The 13,887-nt window shown below is 54.0% G+C and carries 13 protein-coding genes; 10 read left to right on the forward strand and 3 right to left on the reverse strand.

What is annotated here, in order from left to right:
• Positions 1-38: 38 nt before the first annotated feature.
• Together tatC and rpiB are read left to right on the forward strand one after the other, a co-directional pair.
• On the forward strand, positions 39-842 hold the full coding sequence (tatC, locus tag C8N40_RS01500) for a twin-arginine translocase subunit TatC (RefSeq protein ID WP_108210413.1): 804 nt from the start codon (positions 39-41) through the stop codon (positions 840-842).
• A 4-nt stretch (positions 843-846) separates the two neighbouring features.
• Positions 847-1,284 (forward strand): ribose 5-phosphate isomerase B, encoded by a 438-nt coding sequence (gene rpiB, locus C8N40_RS01505; RefSeq protein ID WP_108210033.1) that lies wholly within the window; start codon positions 847-849, stop codon positions 1,282-1,284.
• A gap of 59 nt (positions 1,285-1,343) precedes the next feature.
• On the opposite strand, the gene C8N40_RS01510 is transcribed toward rpiB, so the two are convergent.
• Positions 1,344-2,744 (reverse strand): hypothetical protein, encoded by a 1,401-nt coding sequence (locus C8N40_RS01510; RefSeq protein WP_146173491.1) that lies wholly within the window; start codon positions 2,742-2,744, stop codon positions 1,344-1,346.
• A gap of 194 nt (positions 2,745-2,938) precedes the next feature.
• On the opposite strand from C8N40_RS01510, the gene rbfA reads away from it, so the two are divergent.
• The 5 genes from rbfA to C8N40_RS01535 all read left to right on the forward strand — a co-directional run bounded on the left by rbfA (position 2,939) and on the right by C8N40_RS01535 (position 9,411).
• Positions 2,939-3,334, forward strand: a complete 396-nt coding sequence (gene rbfA, locus C8N40_RS01515) for a 30S ribosome-binding factor RbfA (RefSeq protein WP_108210035.1) — start codon at positions 2,939-2,941, stop codon at positions 3,332-3,334.
• A gap of 22 nt (positions 3,335-3,356) precedes the next feature.
• The gene (locus tag C8N40_RS01520) at positions 3,357-4,166 is read left to right on the forward strand and encodes a class I SAM-dependent methyltransferase (protein ID WP_108210036.1); all 810 of its coding nucleotides are present in this window, start codon (positions 3,357-3,359) and stop codon (positions 4,164-4,166) included.
• 75 nt (positions 4,167-4,241) lie between these two features.
• Positions 4,242-5,465 carry an ABC transporter permease gene (locus C8N40_RS01525; protein WP_108210037.1) on the forward strand — a complete coding sequence of 408 codons (1,224 nt, stop codon included), beginning with the start codon at positions 4,242-4,244 and terminating at the stop codon, positions 5,463-5,465.
• A 171-nt stretch (positions 5,466-5,636) separates the two neighbouring features.
• A complete protein-coding gene (locus C8N40_RS01530; RefSeq protein WP_108210038.1) occupies positions 5,637-8,561 on the forward strand; it encodes a DEAD/DEAH box helicase in 2,925 nt (974 codons plus the stop codon).
• 409 nt (positions 8,562-8,970) lie between these two features.
• Complete coding sequence (locus C8N40_RS01535; protein ID WP_108210414.1) at positions 8,971-9,411, forward strand: SRPBCC family protein; 441 nt, start codon at positions 8,971-8,973, stop codon at positions 9,409-9,411.
• A gap of 3 nt (positions 9,412-9,414) precedes the next feature.
• Here C8N40_RS01535 and C8N40_RS01540 read toward each other — a convergent pair whose 3' ends face one another.
• Positions 9,415-10,509 carry a tetratricopeptide repeat protein gene (locus C8N40_RS01540; protein WP_108210039.1) on the reverse strand — a complete coding sequence of 365 codons (1,095 nt, stop codon included), beginning with the start codon at positions 10,507-10,509 and terminating at the stop codon, positions 9,415-9,417.
• 145 nt (positions 10,510-10,654) lie between these two features.
• Here C8N40_RS01540 and crtD point away from each other — a divergent pair, with 145 nt between their 5' ends.
• From crtD to C8N40_RS01555, 3 genes are all read left to right on the forward strand, one after another.
• Positions 10,655-12,148, forward strand: coding sequence for a 1-hydroxycarotenoid 3,4-desaturase CrtD (gene crtD / locus C8N40_RS01545; RefSeq protein WP_108210040.1), 1,494 nt, complete (start codon positions 10,655-10,657; stop codon positions 12,146-12,148).
• A complete protein-coding gene (locus C8N40_RS01550) occupies positions 12,141-12,818 on the forward strand; it encodes a carotenoid biosynthesis protein (RefSeq protein ID WP_108210041.1) in 678 nt (225 codons plus the stop codon). The genes crtD and C8N40_RS01550 overlap by 8 nt, the downstream gene beginning before the upstream one ends.
• A 228-nt stretch (positions 12,819-13,046) precedes the next feature.
• Positions 13,047-13,559 carry a TetR/AcrR family transcriptional regulator C-terminal domain-containing protein gene (locus C8N40_RS01555; protein ID WP_245904943.1) on the forward strand — a complete coding sequence of 171 codons (513 nt, stop codon included), beginning with the start codon at positions 13,047-13,049 and terminating at the stop codon, positions 13,557-13,559.
• A gap of 83 nt (positions 13,560-13,642) precedes the next feature.
• Here the strand turns inward: C8N40_RS01555 and C8N40_RS01560 are convergent, their stop codons facing one another.
• Positions 13,643-13,885: a DUF6952 family protein gene (locus tag C8N40_RS01560; protein WP_108210042.1), complete on the reverse strand. Its 243-nt coding sequence runs from the start codon at positions 13,883-13,885 to the stop codon at positions 13,643-13,645.
• Between the last annotated feature and the right edge of the window lie 2 nt (positions 13,886-13,887).

Genomic DNA, 13,887 nt, shown 5'->3' on the forward strand with positions numbered 1-13,887 from the left:
TGGATCAGCAATATCTGGAGGAGGAAGAGCCGAAGGAGATGTCCTTTGTGGACCATCTGGAGGAGTTAAGATGGCACATTATCAGGGCGTTAGGCTCTATCTTTGTGTTCGCTACTATCGCTTTCCTGGCGAAGGGCTTTGTATTTCATGACATCATACTTGCCCCATCGCGCACGGACTTTCTAAGTTACAGGGTCATGTGCCAGGTGGGCCAGTATTTTGGGTCTGATGCCCTGTGTTTCGATGATTTAGGCTTTACCATACAGAGCCGGCAGATGAGCGGGCAGTTTACCATGCACTTAATGGTATCGGCTGTGTTAGGCTTGGCTTGTGCCTTCCCGTACGCGTTCTGGGAGATATGGCGTTTCGTAAGACCGGGCCTCTACCCGCAGGAGCGTAAGAACTCACAGGGAGCCGTTTTCTTTGTGTCGATTCTGTTTCTGATGGGCCTGCTGTTCGGGTACTACGTGGTATCACCCATTTCCATCAACTTCCTGGCAGGCTACCAGGTGGACCCGAGCATTCTGAATGAGTTCGATTTATCGTCTTATATCTCCACGCTGACAACGCTATGCCTGGCCTGTGCTATCATGTTTGAGCTGCCGGTGATCGTGTTCTTCCTCACAAAAGCGGGATTAATCACGCCGGAGACCCTGAAGCTCTACCGCCGCCATTCCATCGTAGTGATACTCGTGGTGGCGGCTATCATCACCCCACCGGATGTGATAAGCCAAACATTGATTGCCTTGCCACTGATGCTGCTTTACGAGGTAAGTATCCACATTTCGAGGTCTATACGTAAAAAAGACCTGAAGCGACTTAACGAACAAAACGAGCTGTAACGTAATGGCACTAAAAATTGCAATCGGCGGAGACCACGCCGGCTATACTTATAAAAGCATGCTGAAAGGGCTGCTGGAAGAGCTGGGCCACCAGGTGCAGGACTTCGGCCCTGACTCAGAAGCATCCGTAGACTACCCGGACCATGTGCACCCGCTGTCGAAGGCCGTGGTGAACAAGGAGGCCGATTTTGGCATCCTGATCTGCGGGAGCGGAAACGGGGTGGCTATAACGGCCAATAAGTACCAGGACATACGCGCGGCGCTATGCTGGCTGCCAGAGCTGGCTAAGCTGGCCCGCGAGCATAACAACGCCAATATTCTGTGCATTCCGGCAAGGTTTGTTTCGGAGGAGGTAGCCAGGGAAATGGTGCGCGTTTTCCTGAGCACAGACTTTGAAGGGGGCCGCCACCTGAACAGAGTGAACAAGATAGCTGCCTGCTAAGGGGTAATAAAGTAAAGTATAGCAAAAGAGCCGTTCCTTTCGGAGCGGCTCTTTTGCTTTTATTTCAGGCAGTAGATACCGGCCTCGGCTGTTTCCTCATACTTGCCGAAGACGTCAGGTAGTTTATAAGACAACTCCGGCATCAGCCCCACCTTGTCCACCAGAAACTGCGGCATCTCATCCCGGAAGTTTTCGTGCAGCTCGAACACCGCCTGGTAGTCGCTCAGGTTGCCAAAATGCCGTTGGGCCAGGCTCCAGTTTAAGTATGGGGTAAGGGGCTTGTTATGCATGTAATAGCTGATGTCGTTTCCTAGCACCAGCACAGTGCTGTTTTGGATAGTTGGCTGGAGTGGCTCAGCCAGCAGCAGCGGCGATTCATCCATCTGCAAATACTCGTTTATACCCAGCGCCAACCGGTAGCGCATGACCAGCACGGTGGCCAGCATCGCCAGGAAAACGCTGTTTATAATCCAACCCTTGCGGCCCGAGGTAAAGAAAAACTCCCCGAAATAGGCAACGGGCGGCAGGATGATGATGAAGGTGGCTATCGTAATCTCATCGCGGGTGAAGATAACCAACATGCTGACGGCCAGCCACACCCACATGAGCTGCTGAAACTTAACCTGAAAAACCAGGCGCTGCGGTTGCGATGCGGCACTCAGGAGCGAGAGCAGCAGTATAAACCCGGGAATGGCCATGAGCTTGGCCACATCGGAAGGAGGGCGCAGAAAGGAGACGTTCAGCTGCCAGGGCCGCAGCAAGTGCAGCTCCAGGAACTCCTGGCTGGTGTTGGTGTACATATAGTACGTTATCAGCACCGCATACGGAAAAAGAAAGCCGCAGAGCATGAGCATGGTGCTGCGGAACGTGTTGGAAGCGAAGAAGATAACGGCGAAGATGCCCACCAGCAGGAACAAAGCCAGCGGCAAGTAGCTCATGGCGGCCAGCCCCAGCATAAACCCACCTACAAACAAGCGGTTGTTCTCGTACCCCTCGCGGTTAAGTGTAATGATGTAGGGCAGCGAAAGTATAAGAAAGGTGTTGCCGATAAGCAGCGGCGTGAGCATGTTGAACTCAAAGGAGAGGCTGCCGACAACCAGGTACAGCAGCGCCGGCAGGTAGTCCTTGGTGGCATACACGCTGTGGCGGTTAAGGATGCTGTTGAGTAGCAAGGCCTGCAGCAGGATAAGCGCCATGGACACCAATCGGTAGGCCAGAAAAGAGCGCCCCGCCACCAGGTCAATCAGCCAGAAAACCAGCGCCGAGATGGGCGCCGTGTTATCGTAGATATCGCGGTACATGGCATGGCCGTCGGCCAGCCGCTCCCCTACCAGCATGTGCAGCAGCTCAGGCGCAGTTGGCCGAATGCCCAGCAGCACCAGGGGCAGCTGAATGGCTACAAACAGCAAAACCAGCATGAAGAGACGGGAGGGTAGTATGCTACGGAAGTAACTTATCAAGGAAAGACAGAGTTAAGAAGAAACGGTACTATAGTATAAAAACACGCCTGGCAAAGTATAAGCTGAGGTCCGGTATCGCATACAGGTTCACAAAAGCGCTTGCCTGAGAGGCATCTGCCAAATTGCCCCACCCGAAATGAGTAAGGCCGTTTTGGGGTAAAAATGCGAAATTAATATGATATTTGCATCTTCATATGGAAAGTAAAAGACAACAGAAATTCTCGCGCCTGATTCAGAAAGAACTGGCCGACATCTTCCAGCGGGAGGTGCCGCACCTGTTTGGGGGCGCTTATATATCGGTGAGCGTGGTGCGCGTGTCGCCAGACCTGGGGGTGGCCAAAATATACCTGAGCATCATGATGGCCAAAAGCAACGAGGAGGTGCTGCAGGAGGTGCGCATCAACGCCAAAACCATCCGGCACCAGCTGGCCCAGCGCATTAAAAACCAGGTGCGCATTATCCCGGAGCTCATCTTCTACCTGGATGATACCGCCGAGTATGCCGCCAAAATCGACAAGCTTTTCGAGAACATCGACATTCCGCCGGCCCGCGAGGATGACGAGGACGACGAAACATACCCTAACAAGTAGGCCTTAGCCACACATCACCCTTATGCAGTACGACCCTATAAAGCGGGTGCTGGGCAACGTGTTCAATAAAACACCGTTCCTGCGCCGCGTATTCTATAACCTGCTGGATTTGCTGTTGCTGCGTGCCTGGCACGTGCATAAAGAGCTGAGCGAGTGGGCTGAGAACCGCCGCGGCGGGGAGCAGCACATACTCGATGCCGGCTCTGGCTTTGGGCAGTATACCTATAAGCTTTCCGGCATGAGCGGCAAGTGGCGTATACTTGCCGTGGACGTGAAGGAGGAGCAGGTGTCGGACTGCAACCGGTTTATGCGTGCCATTGGCCGCCACAACGTGCTGTTCAAGATTGCTGACCTGGTAAAGTACAGGGAGCCGGAGAGCTACGACCTTATACTTTCGGTGGACGTGATGGAGCACATCCTGGAGGATGTGGAGGTGTTCCGCAACTTCCACGCATCGCTGCGCCCGGGCGGTATGCTGCTCATCTCCACCCCTTCCGACCAGGGAGGCTCTGACGTACACGGCGAGGACGAAGCCTCGTTTATAGAGGAGCACGTGCGCGATGGCTATAACATCAAAGAGATCGAGGGTAAACTGAGGACAGCTGGCTTCAGCAAGGTGCAGGCGCGTTACTCGTACGGCAAGCCGGGGCAGGTGTCGTGGCGCCTATCGATGAAGTACCCGCTGCTGATGCTCAATGCCTCTAAAATTTTCTTTATAGTGCTGCCGTTTTACTACCTGGTTACTTTCCCGGTGAGCCTGGTGCTCAACTGGCTGGATGTAAACGGGAAACACCCCTCGGGCACCGGCCTGATTGTAAAAGCGTGGAAGTAGTTTAATTGTTAAATTGCTACATTGATTAATTGTTGATCTCGGGTAACTGATAACGGTCAACGAACAACGAACTAAATGAACGTCCCTTTTCTGATAGCGAAGCGGTATTTTTTCTCTAGGAAGAAGAGGAACATCATCAGCATTATCTCCAATATTGCCATGATTGGGGTGGCGGTAGGCTCGGCGGCGCTCATCATCGTGCTGTCGGTGTTTAACGGCCTGGAGGACCTGATTCGGGAGATTTACTCCAGCTTCGACCCTGACCTGAAAATATCGGCCGTAGAGGGTAAGTCCTTTGAAACGGACACTGAGTTCATGAACCGCATCCGCCGCACGCCGGGCGTGGCTGTGGTGTCGGAGGTGATAGAGGATAACGCCCTGCTCCGCTACAACGAGCGCCAGATGGTGGTGAAGGTAAAGGGCGTGAGCGAGAACTTCTTCGAGCAGAACGAAATCGGTGCGTCGGTGGTGGAGGGCTCCAGCGATTTATACTTTAAAAACACTTACCGGGCGCTGGTGGGGCGCGGGGTGCAGTACCAGCTCTCCATCCGGCCAAACAACCAGTTTGTGGCCTTGCAGTTCCTCTACCCGCGCAACGTCAAGTTCAACCCGCTTAACCCGGAGGCCTCCTTCAACAGCCTGAACATCCTGCCCGGCGGTATTTTTGCCATCGAGCGCCAGTACGATGATGCCTATGTATTTGTGCCCCTCAACTTCGCCGAGGAATTGCTGGAGTACGGCCGACGCCGCACGGCCCTGGAGATAAAGGTAGAGCAAGGTTTTAAAATTGAGCAGGTGAAGCGCGCGCTGCAGCAGATACTGGGCGAAGGCTTTAAGGTGCAGAACTCTGATGAGCAGCACACCAGCCTGCTGCGTGCCGTGAAGGTAGAGAAGCTGTTCGTGTTCATCACCTTTGCGTTTATATTGGGCATTGCCTCCCTCAACATCTTCTTCTCGCTTTCCATGCTGGTTATCGACAAGAAAAAGGACATAGCCATACTTGCCTCCATGGGAGCCACGGCTAAAACCATCCGCAACATCTTCCTGTTCGAGGGGGCGCTGGTGGCGCTTATCGGCGCTGCTTACGGGCTCACGCTGGGCATGCTGGTCTGCAACCTGCAGCAAACCTTCGGCATCATCAGTATGGGCATGGCTACCTCGGTGGTGGAGGCCTACCCGGTTAAAATGCAGGTGGAGGACTTCGTTTTCACGGGTATCGCCATCATCGTCATCACGCTCCTTGTCTCCATCAGGCCTGCCAACAGGGCCGCTGCCATGTCGGTGACGGAGAATATCTAGCCTCTCCCCTTCAAATACAATTTCTATATATCGGAAACATTCGCGGGACGTGCCTGTTTCGCTAGAAAACGACAGAAATGGCTCCCTAAAGTACAAGCCAAACCGGCTCCTAAATAGTAGGAAAAGAGCGCTTTTATGGTTAAATTTGGAGTCTGCTAATTGCACCCCGGCATGAAAGTTTCCACCACACAGCCTTTTCAGGCAGTTTATTCTCTCTTCGAACACGAGTATCTGGGATACCTGTTTGAGTCTTTTGTGGTGCAGGTAAACACAAAAGGTCAGCTTACCCTCCAGCACCAGAATGTTTCAGCCAAGAATGCCGACGAGTTTGCCGCCCGCCTGGATGCGGATGACTTTAAGCTCATTCAGCTTATGGACCAGATTCAGCAGGACGCTGTGGTGAAGAAATTCTCGGCCAAGAAAATGTCGGCGACTGATTTCTTCCTGAAGGTGTACGATGCGGAGAAAGGAGACAAGGCGCTGCAGGAGCGGATAAACCGCCACATGCAGGTGCGCATGAGCAAGATCCTCGACCTGCTGAGCCAGGGTAAAAACACCTTTATCATGGGCAAGGACGGCGAGCCAACCTGGCGCCGCATCACGCTGGCTCCGGAGAAGGCCTCGGTGCTGTTCCACCTCATGCGCAACCAGGACAACACCCACTACTTCCCGAGAATAAGGTATGCCGGCGAAAAGCTGGACTTTCAGTATAAAGGCGCTGCCCTGATTTGCCACGAGCCGGCCTGGCTGCTGCTCGACGATGTGGTTTATAGCTTCGAAAAATCGATAGATGGCAAAAAGCTGCAGCCCTTCCTGAACAAGAAATTTATTGCCATACCGCGTGCCATAGAAGAAAACTACTACAGCAAGTTTATGGTGCCGCTCATGGAGTCGTTTGACGTGCGGGTAAAGGGCTTCGGGGTGCGGGAGGAAAAGTATGAGCCCCGTGCTTTCCTGACGTTTGCGGAGATAGCGGCAGAGGCTCCCGCGGCCAGAGCCGCCGTAAACGGAGAACAGCACGCGGAGCGCAACACCCATAGCATCCTGTTTGAGCTGGCCTTTATGTATGGCGGGCACATGGTGCAAACCCAGGAGCCCAAGCGCATTAGCGTAAGTATGGCTAAAACAGAAGACTCCTATACTTTCTACAAGCTAACCCGCGACCTTACCCGCGAGAAAGAAGTAGCCCGGAAACTGGGCAAGCGCGGCCTGGATCTGAAGAACGGCAGAGTTTTGGTAGAGAAGAACGAGGCTTTTGCCTGGCTCAACACCAACCTGCAGGAGCTGGAGCAACTGGGCGTGACGGTAAAGCAGTCGGAGAACGGCGGCAAGCACTACTTTATAGGCGAGATAGCCCTGGAGGTAGGCATTACCGAGAAAAACGACTGGTTTGACATCTACGGCTCCGTTCGGTTTGGCGAGTTCGAGATTCCGTTTATCAAGCTCCGGAACCACATCCTTACAAAGAACAACGAGTTTATACTTCCCAACGGGCAGGTGGCTATCATTCCCGAGGAGTGGTTTACGCAGTACATCGAGCTGTTTGCCTTTGCCGAGGGCGACGAGCAGCTGACCCTGCGCAAGCACCACATGGCCCTGGTAAACGATTTGCAGAACGGCAACCTGGCCACCGTGACCATGAGCCGCAAGCTGGAGCAGCTGCGCGAGTTTGAGGAAATAGAGGACCAGCCGATGCCGGCTGGCTTTGTGGGCGAGTTGCGCCCTTACCAGAAGGCAGGCTACAACTGGCTGCACTTTGTGCAGAACTACAAATTTGGGGGCTGCCTGGCCGACGACATGGGCCTTGGTAAAACCGTGCAGACGCTGGCCATGCTGCAGCACCGCAAAGAAAACGGCGCCGAGAGCGCCACGCTGCTGGTGATGCCGACCTCGCTGGTGTACAACTGGCTGAACGAGGCCCAGAAGTTTACCCCCAACCTGCGCATCCTCAACTATACCGGCACTTACCGCGAGAAGAACGTGGAGCTGTTCTCGAACTACGACGTGGTGCTGACCTCCTACGGCATCGTGCGCCTGGACGCGGAGCTGCTCAAGACCTATTACTTCGATTACATCATCCTCGACGAGTCGCAGGCCATCAAGAACCCGGATTCGAACACCTCGCGCTCGGTCAGGGAGCTGAAGTCGCGGCACCGGCTTATACTTACGGGCACGCCCGTAGAGAACAGCACGATGGACTTGTGGTCGCAGATGTCGTTCATCAACCCCGGTTTGCTGGGCAACCAGCACTTCTTCCGCAACGAGTTCCTCAAGCCGATAGAGAAGGACAAGGACGAGCAGAAGACACGCCGGCTGCACGCGCTCATCAAGCCGTTTATACTTCGCAGGCATAAATCGCAGGTGGCCACGGAGCTGCCCGAGAAGGTGGAGCACACTACCTACTGCAAAATGACCGAGGAGCAGGAGCATGCCTACGAGGAAACCAAATCCTACTACCGCAACAAAATCCTGACGAGCCTGGAGGAGAACGGGGCTGGGAATACCCAGTTTATACTTTTGCAGGGCCTTACCAAGCTGCGCCAGATCGCCAACCACCCGCTCATGACCGACCCCGGTTACGAGGGCAGTTCAGGCAAGTTGAAGGAGGTGATCCACAAAACCCGGGATGTGGTGAGCAAGGGGCATAAGGTGTTGATATTTAGTCAGTTCGTCAAGCACCTGGAGATCATCAAGCGCTCCCTGGACAAGCGGGAGATAAAGTATACATACCTGGATGGCAACACCAAAAACCGCCATGAGCAGGTAGAACGTTTCCAGAAAGACGAAAGCATACAGGTGTTCCTCATCTCGCTGAAGGCCGGCGGCGTGGGCCTGAACCTGACCGCCGCGGACTATGTGTTTATACTTGACCCGTGGTGGAACCCGGCTGTGGAGGCGCAGGCCGTGGACAGGGCACACCGCATCGGGCAGCAGAACACAGTGTTCACCTACAAGTTCATCACCAAGGACACGGTGGAAGAGAAAATCCTGGCCCTGCAGAGCCGCAAACTACAGCTTGTAACCGACCTGATCAGCATCGATGAGACCATCATCAAAAGCCTGACCCGGGACGATATCGACAACCTATTAAGTTAAAGTTGACTGCCGAATGTTAGATTGTTGCTCAATATTGGTTTGGGCATAAGTATAAAAGAGCCGCTGCAAGTATAAACGCAGCGGCTTTTGTTTTGGTAAAAGTATAACTTATCGCCCGGAGGGAAGTTAAAAGTATAAGCTAAACATGTTCCCCTCCTTGGTTAAGGAGGGGTTAGGGGTGGTGTGTTACAGGGCATGGCACCATCGGATTTAAAACCGGTAATCGTGCTGTTGCCAGGGTTTGTAAGCTGAGTCTATACTTCGTCTGTTTAGTAGACTGATGCGAAGGGGACCAAAAGCCGGATTGCAAATCCTGGTAGTAAGTGCTTCGGGATTACAAATCCCGAAGACCAAGCTGAAGTACACCTGCACTGCAGAAACCAACAATCCAGCAATCAACAATCAAACTATGCAGCTCCATTTAAAAACAGCCGTTGCCCAGGACTACCTGCAGGTGTTTGGCGCCTTTGATGAGCGGCTGTTCCGGCAGTTGGCTCCCTCCTTCCCGCGCCTGAAGCTGCTGCGCTTCGATGGCTCAGAGCCGGGCGATGTGGTGGAGGTAGAGCTGCAGACAGGCCTTAAGTCCTTCCGCTGGACCAGCCTGATTACCGAGAGAAGTATAACCGGTGCCGAAGCATACTTTATAGACCAGGGGCAGGAGCTGCCGCCGCCGCTCAAAGTATGGCACCACAAGCACTTGGTCTCCCGGCATGGCAGCGGCGCCATCATCCACGACATCATCACCTACAGCACCGGCTTTATACTTTTAGACGGGCTGCTTTACCCGCTCATGCTGGCAACCTTCGGCATGCGTGGGCCGGTGTACCGGAAGGTGTTTGGCAAAGTATAAAACCTACTCCTCTGTCGATAAAGTTACGTTGCTGAGTTGGCTTCGGTGGAAGTATGACTGCGGACTAACCGGGAAACGATCCTGCGTGTACCAGTCTGCGAAGGCCTGGAATTGCTGCTCGTGCTGCTCCACCCACGTGTTGAACGTCTCTACGTCGCCGGCGCTGAGCAGCCAGTAGTTATAGGCCTCGAAATGGCCTGCCTCCTGAAGGGTGCGGTGCCACTGAAACAGCAGGTTGTCGAAGCGCTTGTTTATGTCGTTGCCGTAGAAATTCTCGACGAAGCTTGTGCGGATCTGGTGCAATGAGGGAAGGTCAATCTGCTTTTTGCCTGCCACCGATACCGCCAGTGTCATTTCGTAGGACATGGTGCCAAAAGGCAGGTTAAAAGAGCTCGTTTTGCTGTTGAAGCCCATCACGTTGCTCTTGCTAAAGCTCACGGAAGCAGCCGTATCGGAAATAAACTTAATCTCGCTCTTGTAGGTGTCGTACAGCAGTTTGCTGATTTCGGAACTTCGGGCAGAGTTTGGCTCCAGGTTCCGGAAGAGCTCTCCGTACAGCATCCCCCATACTTCCTCGTCTGAGTCCAGGAAGAGCTTGGCGGCCCAGTAGTAGTTGGAAGGACGCCGGGGAGCCATTTCTATCCCTTTCTCGAAATAGGTGAGGGCCTTATCAGGGGCGTTTGTTTTGAGCATTACCACGCCTGCCTCTAAGTATAAGGGGCCCGAGTTAGGGAATTTCTTCAGCCCTTCCTCGTATGTTTTTATAGCTTTGGTAGGATCTCCCAACATGTCGTAGCTGTTGCCGCGCAGCTGAAAGGCTTGGTCGAAAGCCTTTTTACCCTTGACCAAGGGTGCGGTTATCTCCAACGCCTTCTGGTAATCCGTCTTCAGGTAATGGGCGAGGCCAATTTCGTATAAAACCAGGCTGTTTTTAGGGTCTAGTTTGCGGGCCTCTTGCAGCTTGGCGATGGAAGCATCCAGCTCGCCGTTGTCCATCAGTGTAATGCCTTCCTGGATAAGCTCCTGTACCCGATCTGTCTGGGCGAAGGCAGGGAAGGCAAACAGCAGGGCTAGTAAAAGTATAAGTTTGTGTTTCATAGCGGGTTAGTTTACATCCTAAAGTATAAATATCGCAAAATAAGTATATTCTGCAAAAGGGCATCCGGCAAAGTATAAATGATCAAAACCTTTCCCTGACCCCATCAGTTTACAGCACATAAAGCAAAACGCCGTATAGCAAAGCATGACAAAAGCAGCCATCATCGGAGCCGGAATCGGAGGCATCGCGGCAAGTATACGGCTGGCCCTGAAAGGCTATGAAGTGACTGTTTTTGAGGCGAGCCATACGTTTGGGGGGAAGATGCAGGAATTCTGGCTGGGCAAGTACAGGTTTGATGCCGGGCCCTCGCTATTTACGCTGCCGCACCTGGTAGACGAGCTCTTTGCCCTGGCCGGCCGCACCCCCTCCGACTACTTCCGCTACACCCGCCTTGACCCCATCACGCACTACTTCTGGCCTGACGGCAGCCAGGTAAAAGCCTATGCCGAGCCCGCCCGGTTTGCCGCAGAGGCAAGCCGGCAGCTGGGCGTGCCGGAAGAGGCGGTGCTGGCGGCGCTGGCCCGCAGCGAGCGGCTCTATAAAGGCACGGCCGATACCTTTCTGCACAAGTCGCTCCACCGGCTCGATACCTACCTGAGCGCGGACGTGCTGAAGGCGCTCGGCTGCCTCCCCGACCTGGGCCTGACCACCACCATGCACCAGGCCAATGCCAGCCAGTTCAACGATAGCCGCTTTGTGCAGCTGCTCGACAGGTTTGCCACCTATAACGGCTCCGACCCGTACCAGGCCCCGGGCACGCTCAACATCATTCCGCACCTGGAGCACGGCATCGGTGCCTTTTACCCGGAGGGCGGTATTTATAGTATAGCGGCAAGTTTGGTGAAGCTGGCTGGGGAGCTGGGCGTGGTGTTCCGCTATAGCGAACCGGTAGAGCAGATACTGACCTCAGGGCAAAGTATAACGGGCATAGCAACAAGCCAGGGCAAGTATAAAACCGACGTGGTGGTGAGCAACATGGACATCGTGCCGACGTACCGCCGGCTGCTGCCGCAGCACAAGGCGCCGGAGCAGACGCTGCAACAGCCGCGCTCCAGCTCGGCGCTTATCTTTTACTGGGGTATCCGACGCGAGTTTCCGCAGCTGCACGTGCACAACATCTTCTTCAGCCAGGATTACAAGGCCGAGTTCGAGCACATTTTCAAGTATAAACGCATCAGCCCGGACCCCACCGTGTACCTCAACATCACCTCCAAAGCAGACCCTGCAGATGCCCCGGCCGGAAGCGAGAACTGGTTTGTGATGGTGAACGTGCCGCACAACCAGGGCCAGGACTGGCAGCAGCTCACCCTGGAAACACGGCAGGCCGTGCTCCGAAAACTCGAAAAAATGCTTGGTACTAGTATAGAAGAACTGATAGAAGAAGAGCAGGTGCTGGACCCGCTGCTGATAGAGGCCCGCACTTCGTCGTATGCGGGGGCACTGTACGGCAGCAGCTCCAACAACCGGATGGCGGCTTTTCTGCGGCACCCCAATTTCAGCAACAAGCTAAAAGGCTTATACTTTTGCGGCGGCAGCGTACACCCGGGCGGCGGCATTCCGCTGTGCCTGCTCTCGGCCAAAATAGTAGGCGAGCTGGCCCCGGCGGCTAACTGCGTAAAAACACCGAAACATGCTTAAAACCATCACAACAGAAGTGCATAGCGGCAAAGCGAAGTATAAAAAGTATGGCCTGCCCCTGGCAGTGGCCGTGCTGGTCATCTTCCATGCGGTGGGTTTTTGGGGATTGCTCTTCAGCGGGGAGCCCGAGCGTTTCCAGAGCCTGACGCCCATGAACCTGCTGCTCACCAACGCGCTGCTGTTTGCCTTCCACCGCAGCTGGAACGGCGCTTTTATACTTTTTGCCCTGCTTGCCTTTGCCGTTGGCTTCTTCTCCGAGGTCATCGGCATCCACACGGGCCTGCTGTTTGGTGATTATACTTACGGGCAGGCGCTGGGTACCAAAGTATGGGAGGTGCCCCTGCTCATTGGCCTCAACTGGCTGATGCTGGTTTATAGCACCGGCCACATCAGCAACTATACGCCCTGGCCCTGGTGGGCAAAAGCCATACTGGGCACGCTGCTCATGCTGCTGCTCGATTTCTTTATGGAGCCCGTAGCGGTACAGTTCGATTTCTGGAGCTGGCACAGCGGCCAGATTCCCCTCTCTAATTTTATAGGCTGGTTTGCGGTGGCATTTATACTTCAATTGTGTTTCCAACAAGCTCGTTTTGAGAAACTTAACCACCTGGCCCCTTATGTTTATCTCGTGCAATTGACCTTTTTTGTAAGCATCTATGTTCTGCTATAGTTTGTGTCGTGTGCGCAGGCTTTATGAATTTGACTATCTTTAGCGGGCGTAAAGTTGGGACTGAAGTATGCTTGCAAGGAGCTGCTCAGACTGAAGCATTGCGACGGAGAGATACGCAGTATACACCAGATGATTGTACAAGAGACAGTTTTAGGCCAGCTTCTTGATATTTTTAGGAGCGAAGGGATTGAGAGGTACACAGACGAAAGCTTGGTAGCGCGTTTGGGCATGCCGGAAGAGGAATACAGGGCTATTTTCAGTGATCGGAAGGAAATGGTGCAGCAGGTGGTGCAGTATGATCTCGACCAGCAGGAGGACCGCGATCAGGAGCGGCTGCAACAGGCCCGCAACCCCGTGGAGAAGATCATCATGCTGCTGCAGTACGGTATACAGGATCTGAAGACCATCCACCCGGATTATATCAGCGACCTGCGGACACATTACCCCGACGTTTGGCAAACGTGCCTCGACCACCTCAACAACTATAACTACGACCTCAACTACCAGGTTATAAATGAGGGGGTGGTGCAGGGCTACTTCCGCAAGGACATCAACCTGCAGCTGGTTGCCAAAATCATCATAGAGCAGTTTCACATGCTCATTAACCCGCAGGTTTTCCCGCCCAACCGCTACGACTTGGGCGAAGTGTTCCGGAGCATGTACCTGTACTATGTGCGCGGCCTTTGTGCCGACAAGGGCGGCAAACTGGCCGAGGAGTATTTTTCCAGAAACAATATCTAGCAGCCAGGTATAGAAAGTATAAAGCGCCGCGGCCGAAGTATAAGCTTTGGCCGCGGCGCTTTGTTATGTATAAGGTGGTGGTACTAGCTGATGGAAACGCGCACCTTCTGCGTGTACTGGCGCAGCGCGGTTTTAAAGTCGGTGCCGTTGTCGTTCATCTCGTTCAGGATCCAAATGGCGGCCAGCACGTGCGTCAGCTGCTCGCCCTCGTCGTCGCCCCCTACTTCTATGGCCAACGGCTGCTCGTCCACGATAGCTGCCTCGGCGGCCATCAGCTCCTCCAGTGTGTTGTTTTCTACCAGTTTCTTAATGGCGGGTATCTTCATGG

The sequence above is a fragment of the Pontibacter mucosus genome, from assembly GCF_003054055.1.
In the GTDB taxonomy this organism is placed as follows: Bacteria; Bacteroidota; Bacteroidia; order Cytophagales; family Hymenobacteraceae; genus Pontibacter; species Pontibacter mucosus.